Source organism: Nesterenkonia flava, from assembly GCF_031432335.1.
GTDB lineage: Bacteria > Actinomycetota > Actinomycetes > Actinomycetales > Micrococcaceae > Nesterenkonia > Nesterenkonia flava.
Map to the genome: position 1 here is coordinate 1 of NZ_JAVKGT010000010.1, position 25929 is coordinate 25929.

Below are 25929 nucleotides of genomic sequence, written 5' to 3' on the forward strand. Positions count from 1 at the left end.
CGGAACACCGCTTACAACTACGCAGACCACCGCTTCCAACTCCGGCTATCCGCCAGCCCCGGGCTTTGCCCTCTTCTTCGATGAAGCGGTCGATTCGCGCTACCTGAGACAGGGACCCGACTCGGCGTGGTAACTCTGCTGCATCGGCACCGTAGATTCGGTGCGGCAGTTCCCATTCGAGGCTCATGCTGTCCCCAAGGGCAGGGTGAGCCGGTCGCGCTCCAGCTCTCGATTCCCCGGGCCGAAGTGCTTCAGAATGACAAGGTCTTCCGTGGGGTGTGTATTGCGAATGGTCACTCCGGCGGAGGCGGCGGGAGCTGTCACGAAATACTCATCACAGGTCAGCTGGCCGTAGCGGACCATCGTGGCCGACATCAGTGGCTGGCCATCGATTTCCCCGGTACCTCCCACGCAGATGAGACCGTAGGCATCGGTTTCTTCGACCGCGACAGACGAGCCGGGCTGTACCGTGAGCTCTTTTGCGCTGAAGCTTGGCGAACGGTAAGTGATCCACTTCTCTGTCCAGCCCTGGCCCTGCGAGGAGGCTGTAGTTTCCACTGGGGGAGTGAAGCGGTTGCTGTAGAAGTGGTTATCCACGTTGCGGTCCCAGTCCACGAGATCGACAACGAAGTCCAAGTTCCCGTGGTGCTCCTCGGGGACGTCCTTCCACAGCAGCTCATCCGGGACCTCCCGATGATTGGACCAGGATTCCGTCATGGCGAAGACGTCGCAGGCTGCCTGCGGCTCATAAGTACAGACACTGGCCGGAGCATGGAGGATGCCGGCGGGTACGTCCCATCCGGTCCCGAGAGTGATCCGGTAAGCACGGGACAGCGCGGTGATGTTGTTATCGCCACCGGTGAGGAACTGCTCCAGCTTGTCCACTACATCCTGACGGGTGGTCTCGGGATGGAGGCCGAAGAAGGTGTAGCCGAACTCCCCCAGATGGTTGTTCATTTGCGGCGGGAAGTAGTACGCCTCGGGTTTCCCTGGCTTGCCCACCAGCGCTGCGTGCTCGTCGCGGTGGTGAATGTGGAAAGGCAAAGGCGCCTGGTTGTCGAAGAACTTCGAATACATGGGCCACCCCTGATGGGTATCCCAGAGCGTTCCTAGGGCCTGGTCTTGGAAGTGGGCAATGAACTCGTCGAAGGGGATCACGCCGCCCTCGGGGTCCACCACCAGGCTCAGGCCCTCGAAGGGGTCCGTTCTTGGACCGTTCTCCGCGCGGATTGCGGACGCGAGCCACCGCTCATCGATTCCGCCGCGGTCCTTGCCCAGGGGGTAATAGTCATTCGGGTGCAGGCGGATGCGCTTGCCCGGTGTGCAGAACGCCCGAGGCACCCAGGCGGGAGCTAGGCGCAGGACTCCGTTGCCCGAAGTCATTGCTCGTTCCATAGCCTCCTGGGAGGAGGTGACGCCTTCGTAAGGACCAGCTTTGCTCATGTGGCACTTCCTAGTTTTCGGGGGCCAAGAACTTGGCCCTTCGGGACTATGGTTCATTGAACCACGGCATGCTGTGACGGTAGTCACAAGAAGAGGAGGCTGTCAAGCCTGCAAAACAGGGGATTCTGCTCGGAGAGGGTCGGGTAGACGGTGAGAACGCTTCACTGAATCGATCTGTCCGGACCGGGGCTCCTCCTCGGGTAGCATTCCGAGGCATGGCCATTTCCTCGTCGCTCGACGCTGAGTCGAGGCGTTCCCGCCTTCTAGAAATCCTCGGTGCCGAGGGGCGGATTACGATCAGCGACGCCGCTGAAACCCTGGGGGTTTCCGAGATGACCCTGCGTCGGGATCTAGGGGATCTGGAGAGTCTCGGTCAGGTGCGACGGGTGCGTGGCGGTGCGGTTGCGCCATTGCAGCCCCAAAGCTTTTCTGAGCGCAGCAGCAAGCAGGCCGCGGCGAAGCGACTCATCGCGCAGAAAGCCCAGCGTCTGGTTCCCCGCGAAGGCGTCTGCGCTTTCGATGCTTCATCCACTATCGGGGTGCTGCTTTCTGGGCTGAGTGACGCGGCCGACTTGACGGTCGTAACGAACTCCGCGGAGAACTTTCGCGCGGCCGAAGATCGGCCGGGCGTGACGCCGGTCCTCGTGGGCGGCCACCGTGAGCGCCGGACCGACAGCTTTGTGGGGCCCCATGCTTCTTTGACGGCGGCAAGTCTCCACTACTCCGCCTTCATGACGTCGGCGGCTGCCCTGGACGCGGAATGGGGCAGCTCGGAGGCCACGGCGGGGGAGGCTGCGCTCAAGCGGGTTTTTCACGAGCACGCTGACATTACGGTGCTGCTCGTGGACTCCTCGAAGTTGAACTCTCGAGCGGTCGCCCGGGCGCTTGGTCTGGAGGAGGTGGATGTCCTGGTCACCGAACTTGACCCTTCGCATCCCAGGTTGGACGCGTATCGGCCTGTCGTGGAGCTCCTCTAGTCCGACTGCAAGGCGGGCACTCTTTCGGTCGTGACCCGGCTCCCCCTAGTGTGAGCCTGGGCACTTTTCATGATTGTCCTGCGAACCCATGCGTGATATTTTTTGTTCGATTGCTCAATATCGAACATCATCTTCGGGAGCCCCCATGACCAACCCAGCAGTTGAAGCACTCATCGCCCGGTCCAACCGTCTCGGTTCGGACCCCAAGAACACCAACTACGCCGGCGGCAACACCTCCGCCAAGGGCACTGACCGTGACCCCGTGACCGGTGAGGACGTTGAGCTCCTCTGGGTCAAGGGCTCCGGCGGAGACCTCGGCACCCTGAAGGAGACGGGCCTGGCCACCCTGCGCCTGGACCGCATGCGGGCTATGGCCAACACCTACCCCGGCGTGGAGCGCGAGGACGAGATGGTCGCCGCCTTCGACTACACCCTCCACGGCAAGGGCGGGGCCGCTCCCTCCATCGACACCGCCATGCACGGCCTGGTCGACGCGGCTCACGTGGACCACCTCCACCCCGACTCCGGCATCGCGATCGCGACCGCCGCGGACGGTCCCGAGCTCACCGAGAAGATCTTCGGCGACAAGGTCGTGTGGGTCCCGTGGCGCCGCCCCGGCTTCCAGCTCGGTCTCGACATCGCCGAGATCAAGCGTGCCAACCCCCAGGCAGTCGGCTGCATCCTCGGCGGACACGGCATCACCGCCTGGGGTGACACCTCTGAGGAGTCCGAGCAGAACTCCCTGTGGATCATCGATACGGCCGCCAAGTACATCGAAGAGAACTCCAAGCCCCAGCCCTTCGGCGCGCCCCTGGACGGCTATGGGCCTCTGGAGGAGGCTGAGCGCCGGGCCAAGGCTGCCGCGCTGATGCCCACCATCCGCTCCATCGCCAGCGCAGACCGTCCGCAGGTGGGTCACTTCACCGACGACGACGTCGTCCTGGACTTCCTCGCCCACGCGGAGCACCCCCGCCTGGCTGAGCTGGGCACCAGCTGCCCCGACCACTTCCTGCGCACCAAGGTCAAGCCCCTGGTGCTCGACCTCCCCGCGGATGCCTCCATCGAAGACTCGGTGAACCGCCTGCGGGAGCTCCACGAGGCCTACCGCACCGATTACCAGGCCTACTACGACCGTCACGCTGAGGCCGACAGCCCCGCCATTCGCGGCGCCGACCCGGCTATTGTGCTGGTGCCCGGTGTGGGCATGTTCAGCTTCGGCAAGGACAAGCAGACCGCACGGGTGGCCGGAGAGTTCTACATCAACGCCATCAACGTGATGCGCGGCGCTGAGGGACTCTCGACCTACGCCCCCATCGATGAGCGTGAGAAGTTCCGCATCGAGTACTGGGCCCTGGAGGAGGCCAAGCTCCAGCGCATGCCTAAGCCCAAGGAGCTCGCCACCCGAATCGCCCTGGTCACCGGCGCCGCCTCCGGCATCGGCAAAGCCATCGCCAAGCGTCTGGCCGCTGAAGGCGCCGTCGTCGCCATCGCGGATCTGAACCTGGAGAAGGCCCAGGAGACGGCCGCGGAGATCGGCGGACCCGATAAGGCGATCGGCGTCGCCGTCGACGTCTCCAGCGAGGAGGCGGTCCAGCAGGCCGTCAATGAGACCCTGCTGGCCTTCGGCGGACTCGACATCGTGGTCAACAACGCCGGACTGTCCCTGTCCAAGTCTCTGCTGGAGACCACAGAGAAGGACTGGGACCTGCAGCACAACGTCATGGCCAAGGGCTCGTTCCTGGTGTCCAAGACCGCCGCCAAGGTCCTCATCGAACAGGGTCTCGGCGGAGACATCATCTACATCTCCTCGAAGAACTCGGTCTTCGCCGGGCCCAACAACATCGCTTACTCCGCTACCAAGGCAGACCAGGCTCACCAGGTGCGTCTGCTGGCCGCTGAGCTGGGCGAGCACCAGGTCCGCGTCAATGGCATCAACCCCGACGGCGTGGTGCAGGGTTCGGGCATCTTCGCCTCGGGCTGGGGCGCCAACCGTGCCAAGACCTATGGCATCGAGGAGAAGGACCTGGGCAAGTTCTACGCCCAGCGCACCATCCTTAAGCGAGAGGTGCTGCCGGAGAACGTCGCCAACGCGGCGTTCGCCCTGCTCTCCTCTGACATGTCCCACACCACCGGCTTGCACGTGCCGGTCGACGCCGGTGTGGCCGCAGCGTTCCTGCGGTAGCGCCACACCTACACCGCATACAGCACGCTGACCAGGAGCAACATGGCAGACACCACCCTGCACGCGGCCGTGGACCTCGGCGCCTCCTCCGGGCGCGTCGTCCTCGGCCGCATCGGGCCCGATACTCTCGAATTCCGCGAGGCCGCGCGCTTCCCCAATGGGGTGATCAACCTCCCCGACGGGCTGCACTGGAACCTCGTGGGACTCTACGAGCACGCACTGAACGGGCTCGCAGCAGCAGTGCGCCAGGCCAAGCCTGAGGGTGGGCTCGCCTCCGTGGCCGTGGACTCCTGGGCGGTGGACTACGGTCTGCTGGCCAGCCCCTCGCACCTGGCCAGTAAGGCGCATGGGGCCGCCGCTCCGAAGCAGGGCGACGACGCCGGCAGCATGACCCTTCTGGGCACGCCCTTCCACTACCGGGACTCGCGCACCGGATCCGGGGTGGAGGCCGTGCACGCCACGGCGGACTTCGCCGAGCTCTACCGCCGCAACGGTCTGCAGTTTCTGCCGTTCAACACGCTCTACCAGCTGGCAGCGGAGCCGCTGCTCGCCCAGGCGCAGAAGCTGCTGCTGGTGCCTGATCTGCTGGGCTACTGGCTCACAGGGCAGATGCTCACCGAGGCCACCAACGCCTCGACCACCGGGCTGCTGGATGTGCGAACCACCTCCTCGGGGGCGCCCGAGTGGGACACCGATCTCATGGAGACTCTGGGGTTGTCCCGGGCGCTCTTCACCGAGGTGGCCGCCCCCGGCGCGACCCTCGGCTGGACCCGGGAGGAGCTGACCCCCCTGCTGGGGCAGCGCCTGCCGGTCACGCTGGTGGGCTCCCATGACACGGCCAGCGCCATCGTGGGAACCCCGCTGTCCACCCCCGACGCCGCCTACATCTCCTGCGGGACCTGGGGACTGGTGGGCCTGGAACTCGACGAGCCGGTGGTCACCGACGCCAGCCGTGAGGCCAACTTCACCAACGAGGGCGGGGTCGACGGTCGCATCCGCTTCCTGACCAACGTGATGGGCACCTGGCTGCTCTCGGAGACCCTGCGGACCTGGGAGCGCCAGAGCGGCAAGCCCCAAGACCTTCCGGCCCTGCTGGAGGCCGCCGCCGAGGTGCCCAACTACGCGGTCGCGGTCTTCGACGTGCAGGACGAGCGGTTCGTGGCCCCCGGCGACATGCCCGCCCGCATTGCAGAACTCTGCGCCGAGCAGGAGATTCCCGCCCCCGAGACGAAGCCGGAAATCGTGCGCAGCATCGTGGAGTCCATCGCCGCGGGCTTCGCCGCTGCGCTCACCGACGCCGCCCGGCTGGCCGGGCGCAGCATCGACGTCGTCCATATGGTCGGTGGCGGATCCCTCAACACCCTCCTCTGCCAGGCCACCGCAGACCGCAGCGGCTACCCTGTGGTTGCCGGACCTGTAGAGGCCACCGCGATCGGCAACCTGCTGATTCAGGCCCGTACAGCCGGAACCCTGAACGGCAGCCTCGAGGACCTGCGGGAACTCATCATCCGCACCAACAATCCCGAGACCTACCGGCCCCGCTGACGCGCAGACGCCCGCAGCCGACACCGCTCACATCAGCTTCTGAAGGAGATCCCATGGTGAAGCGACAGCTCCCCAAGCCCCGCGATCTGGCCCCCCTGATGCAGTTCAAGAAATTCGACTTCAACGCATCACGCCGCAGGCTCTCTGCAGCGCTGACCATTGAGGACCTGCGCACCATCGCCAAGCGCCGTACCCCCAAGGCTGCCTTCGACTACACCGATGGTGCCGCTGAGGGCGAACTCTCCCTCTCCCGCGCCCGCCAGGCGTTTGAGGACGTGGAGTTCAACCCCTCGATCCTGCGCGACGTCTCCCAGGTGGACACCTCCACCGAGGTCTTCGGCGGGCCTTCGGCGCTGCCCTTCGGCATCGCCCCCACCGGGTTCACCCGGCTGATGCAGACAGAGGGTGAGATTGCCGGGGCTTCGGCGGCCGGAGCCGCGGGTATTCCGTTCACGCTCTCCACGCTGGGCACCACCAGCATCGAAGACGTCAAGGCGGCGAATCCGCACGGCCGCAACTGGTTCCAGCTCTACGTGATGAAGGAGCGCGAGATCTCCTACGGCCTGACCGAGCGGGCGGCGGCGGCAGGCTTCGACACCATCTTCTTCACGGTCGACACCCCGGTGGCAGGAGCCCGGCTGCGGGACAAGCGCAACGGCTTCTCCATTCCCCCGGCACTGAGCCTGGGCACCATCATCAACGCCATTCCGCGCCCCTGGTGGTGGATGGACTTCCTCACCACTCCGCCTCTGGAGTTCGCCTCCCTCTCCTCCACCGGGGGCACCGTGGGAGAGCTGCTGGACAAGGCGATGGATCCCTCCATCAACTTCGAGGACCTGAAGATCATCCGCGAACTCTTCCCCGGCAAACTGGTGGTCAAGGGCGTGCAGAACGTGGAGGATGCCAAGAAGCTCGCGGACCTGGGCGTGGACGGCATCGTGCTCTCCAACCACGGCGGGCGCCAGCTGGACCGGGCCCCTGTGCCCTTCTACCTGCTGCCCGACGTCGTCCGCGAAGTGGGCCAGGACCTCGAGGTCACCCTCGACACCGGCATCATGAACGGTGCTGACATCGTGGCCTCCCTGGCGCTGGGGGCGAAGTTCACCTTCATCGGCCGCGCCTACCTCTACGGCCTGATGGCCGGCGGCCGCCCCGGCGTGGACCGCGCCATCGAGATCCTGAAGGACCAGATTGAGCGGACCATGAAGCTGCTGGAGGTTCCCAGCATCGAGGAGCTGGAGCCCAAGCACGTCACCCAGCTGCACCGGCTGATGCCCCGGAACTCCCAGACTCTGGTGGACCAGCCGCAGTAGCGCTGGAAGCGGCACCGTTTCGTGCGACCATAGTGGGGGTCTTCTGATACCACGTCCGTACGTCTCGGCAAGAAAGGACCGCATGCCGGCACTGCACATCATCACGCTGGTGAAATGGGTGCCCGATGCCCAGCTGGAGCGGCGCTATAACGACCAGCAGCGTCTGGACCGCTCTGAGGGCATCCTCGGGGAGCTCGACGAGTACCCCCTGGAGGCGGCGCTGCAGATCAAGGAAGCGCTCCAGGCCCAGGATGCGGACGCCCAGGTGCGGGTCTCCGCGCTGACCATGGGTCCGGCAGGTGCCTCCGCGGCGGTGAAGAAGGCGCTGCAGATCGGTGCCGATGACGGTCACCACCTCACCGACGAGGCGCTCATCGGCGCGGACCTCTACGCGAGCTCGGCTGCCCTGGCGGCCGCCGTGCAGCACGTGCTGGACACCGCGGAGTTCGCCGACGACGCCCAGCACCTGATCCTCACCGGCATGGCCAGTGAGGACGGCGAATCCGGGGCGCTGCCCGCCCAGCTGGCCGAGCGGCTGGGGCTGCCGGCGCTCACCCAGGCCACAAGCCTGAGCCTTCAGGACCAGACTCTGACGGTCACTCGCCTCGCCGGGGACCGGGCCCAGCGCATCGCTGCTCCGCTTCCGGCGGTGGTGTCCGTGACCGATCAGGCCAACGATCCCCGCTACCCCAACTTCAAGGCCATCATGGCCGCCAAGAAGAAGCCGGTGGCCACCTTCAGCCTCACCGATCTGGGGCTCAGTGCCACAGCGGTGGAGGCCCGGCTGTCCATGGTCTCCGCCGAACCGCGCCCCGAGCGCATGGCGGGGGAGATCATCACCGACGACGGCGACGCCGGCACCCGCGTCGTCGAATTCTTGGCTAAGGAGCGTCTGCTGTGACTCAGGTACTCGTCTTCTTCGACCAGGTGGGCTCCGCCCTCACCGGCGCCCAGCAGGAGCTGATCACCCACGCCGATGCGCTCGGCGAGGTCCGCGTGGTCACCGGCACGGCCCCGGAGTCCGCTGCGGCCCCGCTCGCGCTGGCAGCGGTCACGGAGGTCTACACGGGAGAGACCGCGCTGCGGGCCCCCGATGCCGCGCTGGCCGATCTGCTGGAGACCGCCGCCAAAGAGGTCCGCGCCGACGTCATCCTGGGCACGGACACTCCCGACGTCGTCGACGCCTTGGCGCGTCTGGCCGTTCGCCTGGACACCGGTCTGGTCACCGCGGCCACGGGTGTCACCGGAAGCGGAGTGGCCACCAAGCCGGTGCTGGCCGGAAGCTACTTCACGACCGCACAGCTGGTCGAGGACCGTCCCCTGATCGCCACCCTGCGGCCCAACACCGCGGAGAAGACCACCGAACCGGGCCCGACGCCGGAGGTGACGGCCCTACCCATCAGCGCCTCCAGCACCCTGCAGATTCTGGAGGAGACGGAGCTGCCGGCCACCGGCCGCCCTCCGCTGGCCGAGGCGCGCGTGGTGGTGGCCGCCGGACGGGGTGTGGACGGAGACTTAAGCCTCATCGAAGAGCTCGCCGATGAGCTAGGGGCAGCGATCGGCGCCTCACGTGCTGCCACTGATGCCGGTTGGCTGGACCACTCCGCCCAGATCGGGCAGACCGGCGTCACCGTCTCGCCGCAGCTCTACATCTCCGTGGGCATCTCCGGCGCCATCCAGCAGAAGGCCGGCATGCAGACCTCGGGCACCATCGTGGCGATCAACAAGGACGAGGACGCCCCGGTCTTCGAGATCGCTGACTTCGGTGTGGTCGGCGACCTCAACGACGTGCTGCCGCAGATGATCGAGGAAATCCGGCGTCGCAAGAGCTGACGCAACCGGAAGTTGGCTGGGTCCACGTGCAGCGACGGAGCCCCAGCGCCGCGCCGGTGCTGAAGCTCATGCTCACACCGGTCCGGACGTTACAGTGATGAAGTACGCCCCGCACAAGAAAGGCCCGCTGAGATGACCCAGCAGCACCCGGACGACCGCCCAGACGCCTACGAGCCGGTGCAGGGCGGCTACTCCCAGAATCCCTACGGGGCCTATCCAGCGCCCAACGCTTACCAGGGTGGCGCAGCCTGGCAGCCTCAGGCCGCCCCCAACCCGCAGGGCCAGAGCCACGCCACCACAGCACTGGTGTGCGGCATCCTCTCCATCGTGCTGGGGCTGGGCATCATCCTGGGCCCCATCGCGATCTGGCAGGCCGGCAAGGCCCAGGCGCTAGGGGTGGACGCTACCGCGGGGCGCATCTGCGGCTGGATCGGTCTGATCCTGGGCATCATCGGCACCCTGATCATCGTCGGCTACATCATTCTGATCATCTTCGCGTTCTCAAGCGGTTTCGCCGCTGGCTTCCTCCCCGTATGAGCCTCACTCCTTAGGAGACCATCGTGTCCTTCCTCGACCTCGGTCCAGCTCTTCTCTTCTGCCCCGCCGATCGTCCTGACCGCTTCGAGAAGGCCGCCGCCAGGGCCGACGCCGTCATCCTGGATCTGGAGGACGCTGTCACGCCCGAGTCCAAGGACCAGGCGCGCGAGAACCTCGTCCACGCTCTGAATTGGCAGGAGCCGGGTCTTCAGCTTGAGCGCACCCTGGTGCGCATCAACACCGCCGTCTCCGGGCATCAGGAGGCGGACCTGGAGGCGCTGGCCGGCACTGAGGTGCGCTTCGTCGTCGTCCCCAAATGCGACAGCCCCGAACAGCTCGACGCGGTGGCGCAGGCTCTGCCGGAGGCACAGCTAATCCCGCAGATTGAGACACCCGCCGGCGTGCTCGCCGCCCAGGCGCTTGCCGCCCACGGGTCTGTTGCGGCCCTGTTCTGGGGGACTGAGGATCTGATCGCCGGGCTCGGGGGCACCAGTGCGCGCGGGCCCGGAGGAGCCTTCCGGCACGTGATCCGGCACGCTCGCGCTCACCTGCTACTCGCCGCGGGGGCCCACGGCGTCGCCGCCATCGACACCATCTATCCTGCCATTCAAGACACCACGGGACTGGCGCAGGAGGCCTCGGACGCCGCCGCCGAAGGCTTCATCGCCAAGGCCTGCATCCATCCCCAGCAGGTCGAGACCGTCCGCGCCGCCTATGCGCCGGAGCCCAGCCATGTGGAATGGGCCAAGGCCCTGCTGGTCGAGTTCGCCTCCGCCGCGTCGATCACCCCGGAGGAAGCACGCACCGCCGAGGCATCCATGGTGGGCGCGTTCAGCTTCCGGGCCGAGATGATCGATGCGCCGGTGATCATCCAGGCCCAGCGCATCCTGCAGCGCCACTCTGCGACCTTGAGTCCCGAGGCGGCCTGAACTCCGACGCCGCTGGGTGCCCTGCCCGAGGCCAGTACCCACAGCTTAACGCGGGTGAGTGTTATCCCTGCCGCACGCTCCTGTGGGCCAGCGGCATCATTGCCGCCGCGTGTGGAGGGGTCGAGGGTTCTGGAGGCCGTGAGGGACCAGTGCTTGGGCACTTTGAGTCACGAGGGCAGCCCAGGAGCTGTTTCCGGGCCGCTTCAGTGACCTCAACTGCTGAATCAACGAGGGCCCGGCCGCCCAGAGTCCCTCCGGCTGACGGTAGTAGGCTGAGTTCCGTGTTCAGTGGCTTTTATGAAGAGATTCACGATGAGTTCCGCGAGGTCGTCCGAGAGTTCGTGACCCGCGAGGTCGCCCCTCACTACAAGCAGTGGGACGAGGCGCACCTGATGCCGCGCAGCCTCTGGGAGGCCGCCGCCGAGAACGGGCTCCTGGGTCTGGCAGTGGGGGAGGACCACGGGGGCATGGGGCTCACCGATTACCGGTTCCGCATGATCATCGACGAGGAGCTCGCCCGCGCCGACGCCCTCGCCGTGGCCCTGGCTTTTCACCTGCACGACGACTGGGTCCTGCCCGCCGTGCTGCAGTTCGGCACTGAGGAGCAGAAGCAGACCTGGCTGCCGCGCTTTGTCGACGGCTCCTTCGTGACCTCCGTGGCCTTCACCGAGCCCGGAGCCGGGTCCGACCTGCGGGGAGTCCGGACCAAGGCGGAGAAGAACGACGACGGCAGCTGGCGTCTGAACGGTCAGAAGACCTTCATCGGCAACGGCATCTCCGGCGACGGTTCCCTTGTGCTGGCCCTCACCGACCCTGACAAAGCGCACACGGGCGGCGGCCACAGTCTCTTCCTGGTGGAGAAGCAGGACAACCCGGGGTACAAGCCCGGCCGGCAGCTGCCGAAGATGGGGCTTCGCGCCTCCGACACCGCAGAGCTCTTCTTCGATGACGTACATGTGCCCGCTGCGAACCTCATCGGGGAAGAGGGGCGCGGGCTCGAATACGCCAAGGCGATCCTGCCTCAGGGGCGCCTGGCCGTGGCGGCTGCCGCCGTCGTCGTCGCTGAGGTCTCCCTCCACCAGACCCTGGACTACGTTCGCGACCGACGGGCGTTCGGCCACGCGGTTGCCGAATTCCAGAACACCCGCTTCCAGCTCGCAGAGCTCAGCTCAGGCCTCGAGGCGGCCCAGCGGCAGGTGGCCGCCGCGGTAGAGCAGTTCAATGCCGGAGACCTTAACCTTGTCGCGGCGTCCCGTGCCAAGCTGCACGCCGGCGATTTTGCCAAGGGCGCCGTGGACACCTGCCTGCAGCTGCACGGCGGGTACGGCTACATCCTGGAGTACCCCGTTGCTCAGGCCTATCTTGCCGTGAGACTCCTGACAATCTTCGGCGGCACCAACGAAATCCTCAAAGAGACCATTGCGAAGGACCTCCTCTCATGACCCCCAGCACCCCCAGCCCCGAGCGGTCCGCCGCCAACCCCTCCGCTGTGCTGCGGGCGGTGCGAGACATTGCGATCGAGGACCGACCGGTCCCGCAGCCGGCACCCGGCGAAGTCCAGGTGCGCATCGGTGCGGTGGGCATCTGCGGTTCCGATGTCCACTACTACGAGCACGGCCGCATCGGTGACTTTGTGCTGGACTCACCCATGGTCATTGGGCACGAGTCTGCCGGCGTTGTCACTGCCGTGGGCGAGGGGGTGGATCCGGGGCGCATCGGTCAGCTTGTGGCGCTGGAGCCCGGGGTGCCGTGCAAGAGCTGCACCCAGTGCCTGGCCGGACGCTACAACCTCTGCCCTGACATGCAGTTTTTCGCGACCCCGCCGGTGGACGGTTCGATCGCGGAGTACATCACCCACGACGCCGCCTTCGCTCACCCGGCCCCGACCGGTCTGAGCGCTGAGGCGGCAGCCATGGCCGAGCCCGTCTCGGTCGGCGTATGGGCCTCCCGCAAAGCTGAGGTGACCGTGGGGGACCGAGTGCTCATTACCGGCGCCGGCCCCGTAGGTCTCTTTGCCGCGCAGGTCGCTCGCGCCTATGGGGCCTCCTCGGTCACTCTCACCGACCTCTCCGACTACCGGCTCGAGATAGCTCGACAGCTGGGCTTCCAGGCACAACGCGGAGATGATCCCCTGAGTGAGGGCAGCTTCGATGTGCTCTTCGAATGCTCCGGTGCCGCTGCCGCATTCAAAGCCGGCATGAGGGCGCTGGACCGCAACGGCCGGGCCGTGGTCATCGGGATGGGAGCGGATGAGCTGCCGCTGGAGGTCTTCGCCCTGCAGGGACGAGAGCTGACCATCTCCGGAGTCTTCCGCTATCGCAACTGCTACCCCGCGGCCCTGGAGCTCATCGCCTCCGGAAAGGTCGCGGTGGAGCCGGTGCTCACCCACCGCTTCGGCCTGGCTGAGACGGAGCAGGCGCTCACCCTGGCACGACGCGAGCCGAACAGTCTCAAAGCAGTGGTAGCCCCTTAACGTCACTGGTCACTAACCCCTAAGTGCTGAATCGTTAAAAATTGCCCACCCTACACTGGTTGGTGATTGTTGTCACAGATGTTTCCGCCTGCTATAAAGATGAGGCGCAAGTGAGCTGAATCACTTGCCATCACCGCATCGACTGCCCAAAGGCGGGCACATAGCGTGAGGACACACAGATGAATATCACCCGCATTGCAGGGGTCGCACTCGCCGGAACAATGGTGTTCGGTGTGGCCGCCTGTGGCAACACCACCCAGGGAGAGGGCTCTGACGAGCTCACCTCCGTCGGCATTTCGATGCCGACCCGTGAGCTGGAGCGCTGGATCAACGACGGCGCCCAGCTTCAGGAGCTGCTGGAGGACGAGGGCTTCGAGACCGACCTTCAGTACGCGCAGAACGACACGGGCACGCAGATCTCCCAGATCCAGAACCAGATCGCTTCCGGCGTGGACGTGCTGGTCATCGCCGCCATCGACGGCGAGGTACTGGCACCGGTTCTGGAGCAGGCAGCCGAAGAGGACATCACTGTCATCGCCTATGACCGCCTGATCAACGGCACCCCGAACGTCGACTACTACGCGACCTTCGACAACTACGAGGTTGGCCAGCTGCAGGGCAACTTCATTGTGGAGCAGCTCGATCTGGAGAACACCGACGAGACGTTCAACCTCGAACCCTTCGCCGGCAGCCCCGACGACAACAACGCCCGGTTCTTCTTCTCAGGTGCCTGGGACGTGCTGCTTCCCTACATCGAAGATGGCACCCTGGAGGTCCCCTCCGGCAACTCCCCGGCATCGAATGACCAGTGGGCCTCGATCGGTATCCAGGGCTGGGAGTCCGCAGGTGCTCAGTCTGAGATGGAAAACCGGCTCTCCTCGTTCTACACCGGTGGGGAGCAAGTCGACGTCGTGCTCTCCCCGAACGACTCGCTGGCACTGGGCATCGCCGAGGCGCTCTCTACCTCGGGCTACACCCCCGGTGAGGACTGGCCGATCCTCACTGGTCAGGATGCCGACCGCGCCAATGTCATCAACATCCTTGACGACCGCCAGTCCATGACCGTCTGGAAAGACACCCGCCTGCTGGGTCAGGCCGTGTTCGAGATGATCGTGGCACTGCGCGACGGCGGCGAACCTGAGATCAACGACACCGAGACCTACGACAACGGTGAGAAGGTCGTTCCGACCTACCTCATCGAGCCCGAAGTGGTGACTAAGGACACCGTCGAGGAGAAGCTCGTCGACTCGGAGTTCCTCAGCGCCGAGGACATCGGACTCTGATCCCCTCAGTGGACTAGACACCCACTGATACCCCGCGACACGGCGGCAGGACGCATGCGTTCCTGCCGCCGTCGTCGCCGACTGAGGAGATTTTCACACCGTGAAACCCACCGTGAATCGAGGTGCCCGATGAGCGAGGCCCCCATCCTGCGCATGGAAAACATCGTGAAGGAGTTCGGCGGCGTCAGGGCCCTCGACGGCATTGACCTCGAGGTCCGCCGCGGCGAAGTCCACGCCATCTGCGGCGAGAACGGCGCCGGAAAATCCACACTGATGAAGGTGCTCTCCGGGGTGTGGCCCCACGGCTCCTTCACCGGTCGCATCATCTACGAAGGTCGCGAGGCCCAGTACAAGTCGATCAATGACTCCGAGGCCGACGGCATCGTGATCGTCCACCAGGAACTCGCGCTGAGCCCCTACCTCTCGATCGCCGAGAACATCTTCCTGGGCAACGAGCTATCCCGAGGGGGTGTCATCGACTGGCACGCCACCAATAAGCGAGGTGCCGAGCTGCTGGAGCGCGTCGGTCTACGGGAGAACCCCGCCACGCCAGTGAACCAGATCGGCGTGGGCAAGCAGCAGCTGGTGGAGATCGCTAAGGCCTTCGCCAAGAACGTGAAGCTGTTGATCCTCGATGAACCCACCGCCTCCCTGAACGACGAGGACTCCGCGCATCTGCTGGGCCTCATCGAGGGCCTGCGGGATCAGGGGATCACGTGCATCATCATCAGCCACAAGCTCAAGGAGATTCGCAGAATCGCTGATCGGGTCACCGTGATCCGGGACGGCGCCACCATTGAAACCCTAGACATGAGCGCACCCGACGCGGATGAGTCACGCATTATCCGCTCCATGGTTGGCCGCTCGCTGTCCTCCTTGTTCCCGGAGCGTGCGCCCGAGATCGGGGAGGAGAAGTTCCGGATCGAGGACTGGCGAGTGCATCACCCCAGTGATCCGAGCCGTGTCGTGGTCGACGGCGCCAGCCTCAGTGTGCGCGCCGGGGAGATCGTCGGGCTGGCGGGACTCATGGGGGCTGGCCGCACCGAGCTGGCGATGAGCGTCTTCGGTCGCAGCTGGGGCACCGGCATATCCGGCCGGGTCTACAAGGACGGGCAGCAGATCACCACGAGCAGCGTTCCCGAGGCTATCCGGCACGGCATCGCCTACACCACCGAGGACCGCAAGGGCTTGGGCCTGAACCTCATCGGTACCGTGCAGACCAATATCTCTCTCGCCTCCCTTCCCGGGTTTTCCCGCTTCGGCGTCGTGGACCAGTACCGAGAGAACCGGGTGGCCGAGAGCTACCGGAAGTCCATGAACATCAAGACCAACACGGTGGCCAAGGAGGTTGGCAAACTCTCCGGTGGAAACCAGCAGAAGGTGGTCTTGAGCAAATGGCTGGAGACCTCACCGGACGTGTTGATCCTCGACGAGCCCACCCGAGGGATCGACGTGGGTGCCAAGTACGAGATCTATGAGCTCATCAACGAGCTCGCGGCCCAGGGTAAAGCCGTGCTCATGATCTCCTCCGAGCTGCCGGAGTTGCTGGGCATGTGCGATCGCATCTACGCGCTCTCCGAGGGGCGTATCACCGGTCAGCTCAGCCGCGGCGAGGCCGACCAAGAATCACTTATGCATCTGATGACCGCTGGAAAGGAAGCAGCGCTATGACCACTGCCGTGAAAGAGGAGTCCTCATCAGGCTCCCGCAGACTGCGCATCAAGATTGATGCGCGCCAATACGGAATCCTCATCGCGCTGGTCGCGATTGTGCTGTTCTTCCAGATCCTCACCGAGGGCAGGTTGCTGATTCCGGCCAACGTCAGCAACCTCATTCAGCAGAATGCCTATGTGCTGATCCTGGCGATCGGGATGGTCTTTGTCATCGTCTCCGGCCACATTGATCTCTCCGTTGGCTCAGTGGTGGCCATGGTCGGTGCGATCACCGCGATTGCCAGCGTCAACTGGGGATGGTCCTGGTACGCAGCGGTTCTCCTGGCACTGGTTGTCGGAGCCTTGGTGGGGGCCTGGCAGGGCTTCTGGGTCGCTTACATCGGGATCCCGGCATTCATCGTGACACTGGCGGGCATGCTCCTCTTCCGAGGCATCACACTTGTGCTGCTCTCGGGCGGCACCATCAACGCCCTTCCCCAGGGACTGGTCAGCATCGGGCAGGGGATGCTGCCGCAACCCTTCGGGCTTCTCTTCGACGGGCGTGACGGTCTGACGCTTCTGATCGCCGTCGTCGTCGTCGGTGCCATTGTGCTGGCCGCCCAGCGGAGCCGCCACCGCAAGCAGCGCCTGGCCTTGCCGGTGGAGAAGATGCCGGTGTTCGTCCTGCGCCTTGCCGTGACCGGCATCGGCATTCTGCTCTTCGCCTGGCTCCTCTCCGGACACCGCGGGCTGCCGATTATCCTGATCATTCTCTCGGCGCTGATCCTGCTCTACACCTTCGTGCTGCGTAACACCGTCTTCGGTCGCCAGGTCTACGCAGTGGGCGGGAATCGTCATGCCGCCATGATGTCGGGCGTGCGCACCCGTCGCGTGGACTTCCTCGTGTTCGTGAACATGGGAACCCTGGCCGCACTGGCGGGTGTGGTGACGGCATCTCGTGCCGGAGGCGCGGTGGCGTCCGCGGGGTACATGTACGAGCTGGACGCCATCGCAGCCGTCTTCATCGGAGGTGCGGCCATCACCGGTGGCGTCGGTACGGTAATCGGCGCGGTGATCGGTGCTCTCATCATGGGCGTGCTGAACATGGGTCTGTCCATCCTGTCGGTGGACTCCGCCTGGCAGCAGGTCGTCAAGGGTATGGTGCTGCTGCTCGCCGTCGGCTTCGACGTCTGGAACAAGCGCCGCCAGCGCCAAACCTAAGGCGCCGCACGCAAGTATGATCTGCGGCCCGGGCCGGCGGTACAAGCTGCCCCCGGGCCGCAGGCGTGTGCAGGACCAGATCGCAGCCGAGACCAGCAGTGCGCGCCGGCCGATAGCATGGAGCCCATGCCTGAGAACCCCGCAGTTGAGAGCCTCGTGAGTGAGTCCCTGGTCAGTGCCGCCCATGCGCGGCTGGAGCAGATGCTGGAAGACATCCGGCGCCTGGTAGAGGTTGAATCGCCCTCCGAGGATCTCGAAGCAGTCGCCCGGGGTGCCGCTGAGGTGGCCGCGCTCGCTGTGGAGCGCCTCGGTGCGGAGCCGGAGACCCTGACCATCGACGGCGTCCCGCATCTGCGGCTGCGCTTCGGTGCGGACAATCCCAAGGTCGTGCTGGTGAACCACCAGGACACAGTCTGGCCCCTGGGCACCCTGGAGCGGAAACCCTTCACCCACGACGACGGCGTCCTGCGCGGCCCCGGAGTCTTCGACATGCTGACCGGGGTGGTGATGTCCCTGCATGCCGCAGCGATACTCAAAGATGCCGGGCACAGCCTGGAGGGCCTGAGCATTCTGGTCACCGGGGATGAGGAGGTCGGTTCGGTCACCTCCCGGGAGCTGCTGCAGGAGGAGGTTGCCGGTGCTCGGGCCGCATTCGTGATGGAGTCAGCGGCAGCGGGGGCCTACAAGATTGCCCGTAAGGGCACCTCCAACTACGAGGTGATCGTCCACGGCCGTGCCGCTCACGCTGGACTGGAGCCGGAGAAGGGAATCAATGCCGGCATCGCGCTGGGTCTGCTGCTGCCGGAGATCGAGGCGCTGGGCGATCCTGAGGCCGGCACGACCGTGACCCCCACCGTGATGAGCGCGGGAACCACCACCAACACCGTGCCGGACCGGGCCCAGGTGATCATCGACGGGCGGGCGACGACCGTGGCTGAGCAGCAGCGCGTGGACCGTCAGATCCGGGAGCTGACCTCGCCGGTGGAGGGTGCCGTGGTGGAGGTGACCGGCTCCATCAACCGCCCGCCCATGGAACGGCGCATGGCCGATGAGCTCTTCGCTGAAGCTCAGGAGGTCGCCGCCGCACTGGGGCTCCCCCAGGTGCCGGGTGCAGAAGTGGGCGGAGCCTCCGACGGCAATTTCACCGCAGCGGCCGGAGTTCCCACCCTGGACGGCATGGGCGCGGTAGGCGACGGCGCGCACGCCGAGCATGAGCACACCCTGGTCGAGCACATCGCCCCCCGCACCGCAATGCTGGCCGGGCTGATGGCGCGCCGGCTCGCTGACTGATCAGGCCTCCCCGTAGCGGATCTCGACCCGCCGGTTCTCCGCCAGCGTGCCGGGATCTTCGGGATCCTCCTGAACGGCCGGTTGGCTGTCTCCGAATCCTTCAACCTCCAACCGCAGGTCAGGCCGCTCCTGCTCCAGGACGTCGGCCACCGCTTGGGCGCGGTTCTCCGAGAGCTGCTGGTTGTCGAAGTCATAGCCCTCCGGCACCGGATTGGAGTCGGTGTGGCCGTGCACGCGCACCGTGGCGCCCTCGGGGACTACATCCACCAAGTCACCGATGCTCCCAGCAGCGCTGGCGGGCAGCTCCCACTCCATCGCCGGGAACAGGATGTCGGTCTCCAGGACGATGACGTCATCCTCCTCGGACTCCGAGGTTCCCAGCCGGTCGATGTAGTCCTCAGGGTCGATGCGGAGAATGTAGTCCTCCGCATCGGGAGCCAGGATGTAGTCGTGCAGCGACTCCCGTCCCTCAGCGGGGATCTCTGGTGCGGAGTCCGGAAGCTGTTCGTCCTCCTGCCCGGAGGCGTAGGCGGACGGTGCCCCGGCGAGGAGTCCGCAGGCGAGCAGCAGGCCAGCGGACGGCAGTGCCAGGGAGCGGAATGGATCGCGGACGGCGGACCGCTTACGCCTGGCCATCGTCGGGCTCCTCGGTGTCTGCGTCCTCGGAGGACTCGTCGTCGTCGGGCGTCTCATCAGAGTCGTCAGTGTCTGCGGGAGAGTGGGCGCCCCAGTCGATCTCAACATCGCGGAATTCCTGCACTCCGGGGACCACGGAGACGTCAACTGTCTCCACATCATCCTCCGGGGCGGGGAAGTGCGCCCACATGATCAGCGTCTCACCGGAGGGGACGGGGTGATCGACGGTGCTCGCCCAGTGGTGGAAGGTGTCGGAGGCCCATCCGGTCCGGTGGAATCCGTCTTCGCCGGGAACGTAGTAGCTCTTCATGTGCTGCCGATCGATCACCTGGGGCAACAAGTAGGCCGTGACATTCTCGAACTGCACCGTGTGCATATCCCGGGTGAAGACAGCAATCTCGTCACCGTCGTCGTACTCGGGGACGAAGCTGACGGTCAGCAGCATGGTCTCCCCCTGGACCTCCAGGGAGTGCAGCCCCATGGTGATCTCGCCGTCGACCTCTCCGGTCATGGGATAGGTGATGGTCTGCTGGGCGTCCTGCGCATCGATGGTCTGGTCCTGAGGGGAGCTCGCCGGGGCGCTCTCGTCGTCAGATTCCTCGTGCTCCGCATCGGTTGCTTCGTTGGCAGCAGAGCCCTCGGCGGTCCTTTCCTCGGAGCCTTCCTCCGTGGTGGAGGAGGCGCGCGAGCCTTCGGCCGAGCCGTTCTCTTCGTCGCCGGGAGCACAGGCCGTCAGGGCCAGAAGGCTGACCAGGCCGAGTGCCGCCGCTGATTCTCGGAGGGGGAAGTCCATGATGTCTCCTGATGTGTGTGCGGTCCGTGACCGGGGTTCCCCACCCCGTTGAATTCACAATAGCAAACACGTGTGAATTCTGTGAAGGCTTCCGCACCGGGACGGCAGAAGATCAGTTGGCCGCCCCGGGCACCGTCTGGTCCCAGTCGATGATGGAACCCGTGACCACCCCCGAGCGCGGCGAGAGCAGGTATGTCACCATCTCGGCGATCTGCTCGGGGTCGCCGAGCTGGCCCATCGGCTGGGACGCTTCGGCCTCCTGCAGCCATGTCTGCGGGGCGCCGTGAAACTCGGTCTGCACCTTCTTCTCGCCGTCGGTCTTGGACCAGCCGATGTTGAGGGCATTGACGCGTATGCGGTCCCAGCGGTGGGCGTAGGCGGCGTTCTTGGTCATGCCCAGAAGCCCGGATTTAGCAGTGGAGTAGGGCGCGAGGAACGGCTGGCCCCCGTGGGCGGACATGGAGGCGATGTTCACCGCCGACCCCGCGGCGGCCGCTTCAACGCGGTGGCGGATGAAGCCCTGGAGCAGCAGAAAGGGCGCGCGCAGATTGACGGCCAGGTGAAGGTCCAACAGATCCGGATCGCTGTCCAGCCAGCCGCCGCGGGTGGAGATTCCCGCGGCATTGACCAGGCCGTCCAGTGCGCCGGCCCTCTCCAATGCCTCGGGGAGTAGCCCGAGCACTTGCTCACGGTCCGCCAGGTCGGCGAGCACCACGTGCGGGTGCGTGCCCAGGTCCTGGAGCATCTGTGCCGTGTGTTCCGCGGCCGCAGCATCGCGACCGGTGATGACCACGTGGGAGGCTCCTTCGAGGGCCGCCCTGCGTGCGATGGCCCGGCCCAGACCGTGAGTGGCTCCGGTGATCAGGATGCGGTGGCCGGTGAGCATCCCACTGCCCTGGCTGCTCTTCGGGTCGGCGGGGAGGTTTCGCGGCGTCGTCGTCATGTCTGTTCTCCTTGTGTGCAGCACACGCATTCGCTGTGCCGCAGGCCACAGCTTACTGCGCAGCAGCGGACGAGGTCCCAAGGCCTGCGTCCAGGTCAGGCATCATAGAGGGATGCGCAGAGCAGGCAGTCCCTGGATGATCTATGTCTTCGGTGCCCTCGGGGGCCTGAACTGGGGGTATGACACGGGTGTCATCTCCGCGGCGCTGGTGTATTTGCGCCGAGACTTTGCCCTCAGTAGCTGGTCTGAGGGCGGAATTGTGACCGCTCTGGCGGTGGGGGCGGTGCTGGGGGCGGCTCTGGGAGGCAGGCTCTCTGACCGGTACGGACGCCGTGCGGTGCTGATCCTCACCGCTGCGCTGTTCACCCTGGCGCCGGTGGGGATGGCGCTGTCCCCCACCACCGAGGTGCTCTTCGGCTTCCGGCTCATGGTCGGCTTGGGAACGGGACTGGCCGCCGTTGTCCTGCCGGTCTATCTCTCGGAGATGGCTCCGGCGCGGATCCGCGGGCGAGTCACCGCCTTCTACGTGTTGGCCATTGTGGTCGGGCAGTTCCTCGGCTTCCTCATCGGTGTGGCCTTCGCCCCGGTCGAGTCCTGGCGGTGGATGCTGGGCCTCTCGGTGGTGCCTTCGCTGCTGTTTGCCCTGGGTCTGCTCGCCGTGCGGGAGACTCCGCGATGGCTGATGCGTCAGGGCCGGGAGGTGGAGGCCCGTCAGCTGCTGCTGCGGGATCGGACACCGGCTGAGGCGCAGGGCGAGCTGGAGGAGATCCGCACCGTCCAGCAGCAGGAAGACCACGACGACGTCCGCGGACTCCGTGCCCTGGCCCAGCCATGGGTGCTGTCGATCCTCCTGGTGGGATTCGGATTGGGCGTCTATCAGCAGATCATGGGAATCAACGCCGTGCTCTACTACGCGCCAACCACGCTGCAGAACGTGGGATTCTCCGACGAAGGCGCCATCGCCTCGAATCTGATCATCGGCGCCCTGAACATTCTGGCCGTCTGGGTGGCCATCACCTATACCGACAGCTGGGGCCGGCGGCCCATGCTCCTGGTCGGGGCAGCCGGCACGTCCATCAGCCTGGCGGTGCTCGCCGCGGTCAATCTGACGATGCCGGCCCCTGACGGCTTTGGGCCGCTGGGTGCCATCACGCTGGCGTGTCTGGGCCTCTTCATCTTCTTGTTCCAGGTCAGCTGGGGCGCGCTGGTCTGGGTGGTCCTGGGCGAGATCTTCCCCCTGGGAGTCCGCGCAGCCGCCATGGGGGTTGTGACGGCCGCTCACTGGATTGCCAACGGCCTGGTGTCGCTGCTGTTCCCCAGTCTGCTAGCAGCGTTCGGCGTGGGCTGGGTCTTCGCCGGGTTCGCGCTGATCTGCGCGACGGCGTTCGGCTTCACCTGGGCCAAGGTCCCCGAGACCAAGGAGCGCACCCTGGAGCAGATTGAGCGCCGCTTCCGCTCACGCCGCAGGGCACCTGCCTGACCTGCGCAGTGAGAGGCGACGACGGCCGGCCGCCTCCATGAGTGGAGTTGACCGGCCGTCGTCGTCGGAGGAGTCCTAGGCGGGAGCGGGAGCGCTGCGCTGGTGCTCGCGGGCGGAGTGCTCCAGCTTCACCGTCCACACCTCGCCCGGGGTCAGCGTCTTGGGCTTGCCCTCAACATTGACGTCGATCGGCTCAGCCGAACCCTCGGAGAGCTTCAGCGTGACGTGCTCGTGGTTGATGTGCACCAGGATCGGCTGGTTGCGGTAGCGCATCCGGAACGTCACCTCTGGCAGCTCATCCGGCAGCAGCGGGTGCAGCCACAGCGCGTCCGCGCGGGTCTCCACACCGCCGTAGCAGCGGATCACCATGTCCACGGTTCCCGCCATGGCCCCCAGGTGGATGCCCTCGCGGGTGGTGCCGCCCTGGGTGTCGGAGAGGTCGGCCTCCAGAGCCTCCTTGAACAGGTTCCAGGAGCCGGCACGGTCAAACCGTGCGGCGACCCAGCCGTGCACGAGGCGCGAGAGCGTGGAGCCGTGCGAGGAACGCGCCAAGTAGTACTCCACAGTCTTGCGGAAGTCCTCCATGGTCAGGTCATAACCCATGTAGTCGAGGGTCTCGATGAGCTCTGAGGCGGAGAAGATGTAGCAGAGCATGAGCACGTCAGCCTGCTTGGAGAGCTTGTACCGGTTGGTCGCATCGCCCTCGGCCTGCAGGATCAGGTCCAGCCGGCCGATGTTTCCGTACTTGGCGCGGTAGCCCTCCCAGTCGAACTCCATCAGGTCCTCATAGCCGTCGAACTGGCTGATGACTCCGTCCTGGTGGAAGTGCAGGCGCAGTCGCTGGGCGATGTGGTCCCACTTCTCCAGTTCGTCCTCGTAGATGTCCAGCCACTCCGAGAGCGGGTCGTCGCGGCTGTCGAGCTCACGGACCAGCCGCGCGGTGTGCCGCAGGACCCACGCGGCGAGCACGTTGGTGTAGGCATTATTGCGCAGACCTGAGCCGGGGGTGTCGGGGTAGCCGTCGTGATACTCGTCCGGCCCCATGACGCCTTCAATGTCATAGCGGTCCGCTTCGGCGTCGTAGGTGGTCATGGAGACGAAGAAACGGCTGATCTCCACCAGCATCTCCCCGCCGTAGTCGGAGAGGAAGGTGTAGTCCTGGGTGGCCTCGAAGTACTGCAGCACCGAGTAGGCGATGGCCAGGGAGACGTGGCGCTGGCGGTGGGAGTTGTCCGGCATCCACATCTGGGACCGGGGGTTCCACAGCTCGGTGGGGGTCTCCTCGCGACCGTCGGAGCCGGCCTGCCAGGGGAACATCGCGCCCTCGTAGCCCTCGGCGCGGGCGGCGGCTCGAGCCTCGGAGAGGCGCCGGAAGCGGTACATCAGGATGCCGCGGGTCAGCTCCGGACGGCGCAGTGTGAGCATCGGGTACATGAACATCTCGTCCCAGAAGAGATGTCCGCGGTAGCCCTCGCCTGAGAGTCCGCGTGCCGGCAGGGAGGCATCCAGATCGCGGCGAGCACCGAATGCGGTCTGCAGCACGTGGAAGGTGTGCAGGTTCAGGGCTAGCTGCTGGCGGGAGTGGCCCGGGCCGATCGAGACGGCGAAGCGGTGCCACAGCGCGCCCCACATCTCCTCGTGGTAGGTCAGCAGCTCGCGGAAGCGCGAGGCTCGCTGCACGCGCTTGACCGCGTTGTGCCACACCGTGGAGATTGCGTGATCGTGGGAGTTGGAGACCGCCGCGATCTTCTCGATCTTCACCGGCTGCCCGGCCTCGACCTGCAGGGAGATGTCGTGGCCGGCCACCAGGTCGCCTTCGAGCACGGGGCGACGCATCGGGTTGGTCATTCCCTTGGTGGTCACCGAGGTGCGGGTGGCGACGGCGATCTGCACCTTGGACTGGTTGGTCTGGGTCTCCAGGAGCACGGTCTCGCCGTCGACCTCCCGGGAGTCGACGGGCTCCAGATGGTTGCCGGCCAGTTCGCGGTCGGCGGCGACGTTCCGGTTGGCCACGCGGCCGTCAATCATCGAGCGGATGTTGATGTTGCCGGACCAGTTCTCGGCCTCGATCTTCATCTCCATGGCGGCCAGGTGCACCCCGGCCAGGGACTGGAACTGCCGGGTGGTCACACGGGTGCGGCGACCGTGCAGGTCCTGGAACCGGGCGATGCGCGTTACCAGTCCGCGCCGCATATCCAGCTCCTGGCGGTACTCGATGAGCTCCGGGGAGCCCGGTAACAGAGGCGTTCCGGCTTCCGGGGTGACCTGCAGGAAGGTCCAGTCCGGAATGTTGACCATGTGCTCGGTCTCGACCGTCTTGCCCATGATGTCGGTCTTCAGGCGATTGAAGACTCCCGCGATGTAGTTGCCCGGGTAGTGGGTGGCGTCCGCGGCGGTGCCGGGATAGGAGCCTCGGGTGCCCCAGTAGCCGTTGGCCATGGAGCACAGCACCTCGCGGGTGGGCTCTTCCTTGGGATCGAAGTTGTCGTAGACGAGCACCCAGTTCGGGTCGTAGGGGCGCGTGGTGCGTGTGGCCAGTTTGGCGACCGCGAGGTCCTTGACCACGATGTCGGCCCCGCCCTCCTTCAGGCGCCGCGGGTCCTCACCGCGGTTCAGGCCCACCACCATGCCGAAGTTTCCTGCGCGTCCGGCCTGCACGCCGGAGACAGCGTCCTCGATGACGATCGCGTCCTCGGGCTCAACCTGCATCAGGATCGAGGCGTGGAGGAACATATCGGGATTGGGCTTGCCGGGCAGGCCCAGCTCCAGGGCGTCGGTGCCGTCAACGATGACGTCAAAGGCATCCAGCAGTCCGGCGATGCGCAGGACCTCGCGCCCATTGCGGGAGGAGGTCACCAGGGCGATGGGAATGCCGTCACTGCGCAGCGTGGTGATCAGATCCACCGTGGAGTCGAAGACCTGAACGCCGTCGCGCTCCAGCACCGCCTCAAAGTAGGTCTGCTTGCGTGCGGCAAGACCATAGATGCTCAACGTCTCGGGGGAATCACCGGGTGCGCCTTCGGGGACCTGCAGGTTCCGTGCAGAGAGGAACGAGCGCACACCATCCTCGCGGGGGCGCCCGTCGACGAAGTTCAGGTAGTCCTCGTCGGTGAACTCCGGCTGGGGAGAGCCGGCGATCTGGTTCACCGCGGTGTCGAAGAGCTCCTTCCAGGCCTTGGCGTGGACGCCGGCGGTATCGGTGACCACGCCGTCCATGTCGAAGATCACGGCACGGAAGTGGCGCAGCGCGTGGCGCTTTGCTTCAGCACTGTGACGGAAGGGGTTCTCAAAGGGGTGCATCAATTACCTCACTCGAGGACGGTCAGGGCAGACGTACCGGTGCGTCCTTGCACGCGAAATCCATCGTAGGCCGGTTTCGCTGAACACCCATAGAGATTT

At 65.9% G+C, this 25929-nt stretch carries 20 protein-coding genes; 15 read left to right on the plus strand and 5 right to left on the minus strand.

Translation table 11 applies throughout. From position 1 onward, the window contains the following. Positions 1-183: 183 nt before the first annotated feature. Positions 184-1443, minus strand: a complete 1260-nt coding sequence (locus RH857_RS05165; RefSeq protein WP_310536905.1) for a hypothetical protein — start codon at positions 1441-1443, stop codon at positions 184-186. A gap of 215 nt (positions 1444-1658) precedes the next feature. On the opposite strand from RH857_RS05165, the gene RH857_RS05170 reads away from it, so the two are divergent. The 14 genes from RH857_RS05170 to RH857_RS05235 all read left to right on the plus strand — a co-directional run bounded on the left by RH857_RS05170 (position 1659) and on the right by RH857_RS05235 (position 18678). Then, on the plus strand, positions 1659-2420 hold the full coding sequence (locus RH857_RS05170; protein WP_310536906.1) for a DeoR/GlpR family DNA-binding transcription regulator: 762 nt from the start codon (positions 1659-1661) through the stop codon (positions 2418-2420). A 145-nt stretch (positions 2421-2565) separates the two neighbouring features. After that, positions 2566-4602, plus strand: coding sequence for a bifunctional aldolase/short-chain dehydrogenase (locus tag RH857_RS05175; protein WP_310536907.1), 2037 nt, complete (start codon positions 2566-2568; stop codon positions 4600-4602). Between the two features lie 42 nt (positions 4603-4644). Further along, positions 4645-6147: a rhamnulokinase gene (locus RH857_RS05180; RefSeq protein ID WP_310536908.1), complete on the plus strand. Its 1503-nt coding sequence runs from the start codon at positions 4645-4647 to the stop codon at positions 6145-6147. 53 nt (positions 6148-6200) lie between these two features. Continuing rightward, the gene (locus RH857_RS05185) at positions 6201-7460 is read left to right on the plus strand and encodes an alpha-hydroxy acid oxidase (RefSeq protein WP_310536909.1); all 1260 of its coding nucleotides are present in this window, start codon (positions 6201-6203) and stop codon (positions 7458-7460) included. A gap of 82 nt (positions 7461-7542) precedes the next feature. Further along, positions 7543-8361, plus strand: a complete 819-nt coding sequence (locus RH857_RS05190) for an electron transfer flavoprotein subunit beta/FixA family protein (RefSeq protein WP_310536910.1) — start codon at positions 7543-7545, stop codon at positions 8359-8361. Next, positions 8358-9293, plus strand: coding sequence for an electron transfer flavoprotein subunit alpha/FixB family protein (locus tag RH857_RS05195; RefSeq protein ID WP_310536911.1), 936 nt, complete (start codon positions 8358-8360; stop codon positions 9291-9293). The genes RH857_RS05190 and RH857_RS05195 overlap by 4 nt, the downstream gene beginning before the upstream one ends. Positions 9294-9425: 132 nt before the next feature. Then, on the plus strand, positions 9426-9830 hold the full coding sequence (locus RH857_RS05200; RefSeq protein WP_310536912.1) for a hypothetical protein: 405 nt from the start codon (positions 9426-9428) through the stop codon (positions 9828-9830). Between the two features lie 23 nt (positions 9831-9853). After that, positions 9854-10759: an HpcH/HpaI aldolase/citrate lyase family protein gene (locus RH857_RS05205; RefSeq protein ID WP_310536913.1), complete on the plus strand. Its 906-nt coding sequence runs from the start codon at positions 9854-9856 to the stop codon at positions 10757-10759. A gap of 281 nt (positions 10760-11040) precedes the next feature. After that, entirely contained in the window at positions 11041-12201 is a 1161-nt protein-coding gene (locus RH857_RS05210) for an acyl-CoA dehydrogenase family protein (protein ID WP_310536914.1), read from the plus strand. After that, a complete protein-coding gene (locus RH857_RS05215) occupies positions 12198-13232 on the plus strand; it encodes an NAD(P)-dependent alcohol dehydrogenase (RefSeq protein ID WP_310536915.1) in 1035 nt (344 codons plus the stop codon). The genes RH857_RS05210 and RH857_RS05215 overlap by 4 nt, the downstream gene beginning before the upstream one ends. A gap of 179 nt (positions 13233-13411) precedes the next feature. Next, positions 13412-14515: a substrate-binding domain-containing protein gene (locus tag RH857_RS05220; RefSeq protein WP_310536916.1), complete on the plus strand. Its 1104-nt coding sequence runs from the start codon at positions 13412-13414 to the stop codon at positions 14513-14515. Between the two features lie 129 nt (positions 14516-14644). After that, a complete protein-coding gene (gene mmsA, locus RH857_RS05225; RefSeq protein WP_310536917.1) occupies positions 14645-16186 on the plus strand; it encodes a multiple monosaccharide ABC transporter ATP-binding protein in 1542 nt (513 codons plus the stop codon). Beyond that, a complete protein-coding gene (gene mmsB / locus RH857_RS05230) occupies positions 16183-17388 on the plus strand; it encodes a multiple monosaccharide ABC transporter permease (protein WP_310536918.1) in 1206 nt (401 codons plus the stop codon). Before mmsA ends, mmsB begins: the two co-directional genes overlap by 4 nt. Positions 17389-17514: 126 nt before the next feature. After that, positions 17515-18678, plus strand: coding sequence for a M20 family metallopeptidase (locus RH857_RS05235; protein WP_310536919.1), 1164 nt, complete (start codon positions 17515-17517; stop codon positions 18676-18678). Here RH857_RS05235 and RH857_RS05240 read toward each other — a convergent pair whose 3' ends face one another. The 3 genes from RH857_RS05240 to RH857_RS05250 form a co-directional block, all read right to left on the minus strand. Continuing rightward, on the minus strand, positions 18679-19314 hold the full coding sequence (locus tag RH857_RS05240; protein ID WP_310536920.1) for an OmpA family protein: 636 nt from the start codon (positions 19312-19314) through the stop codon (positions 18679-18681). Then, positions 19301-20107 carry a hypothetical protein gene (locus RH857_RS05245; protein ID WP_310536921.1) on the minus strand — a complete coding sequence of 269 codons (807 nt, stop codon included), beginning with the start codon at positions 20105-20107 and terminating at the stop codon, positions 19301-19303. The genes RH857_RS05240 and RH857_RS05245 overlap by 14 nt, the downstream gene beginning before the upstream one ends. A gap of 112 nt (positions 20108-20219) precedes the next feature. Next, positions 20220-21050 (minus strand): SDR family oxidoreductase, encoded by an 831-nt coding sequence (locus tag RH857_RS05250; protein WP_310536922.1) that lies wholly within the window; start codon positions 21048-21050, stop codon positions 20220-20222. 112 nt (positions 21051-21162) lie between these two features. Here RH857_RS05250 and RH857_RS05255 point away from each other — a divergent pair, with 112 nt between their 5' ends. Continuing rightward, positions 21163-22530 carry a sugar porter family MFS transporter gene (locus RH857_RS05255; RefSeq protein WP_310536923.1) on the plus strand — a complete coding sequence of 456 codons (1368 nt, stop codon included), beginning with the start codon at positions 21163-21165 and terminating at the stop codon, positions 22528-22530. A 75-nt stretch (positions 22531-22605) separates the two neighbouring features. On the opposite strand, the gene RH857_RS05260 is transcribed toward RH857_RS05255, so the two are convergent. After that, complete coding sequence (locus RH857_RS05260; protein ID WP_310536924.1) at positions 22606-25830, minus strand: beta-phosphoglucomutase family hydrolase; 3225 nt, start codon at positions 25828-25830, stop codon at positions 22606-22608. Between the last annotated feature and the right edge of the window lie 99 nt (positions 25831-25929).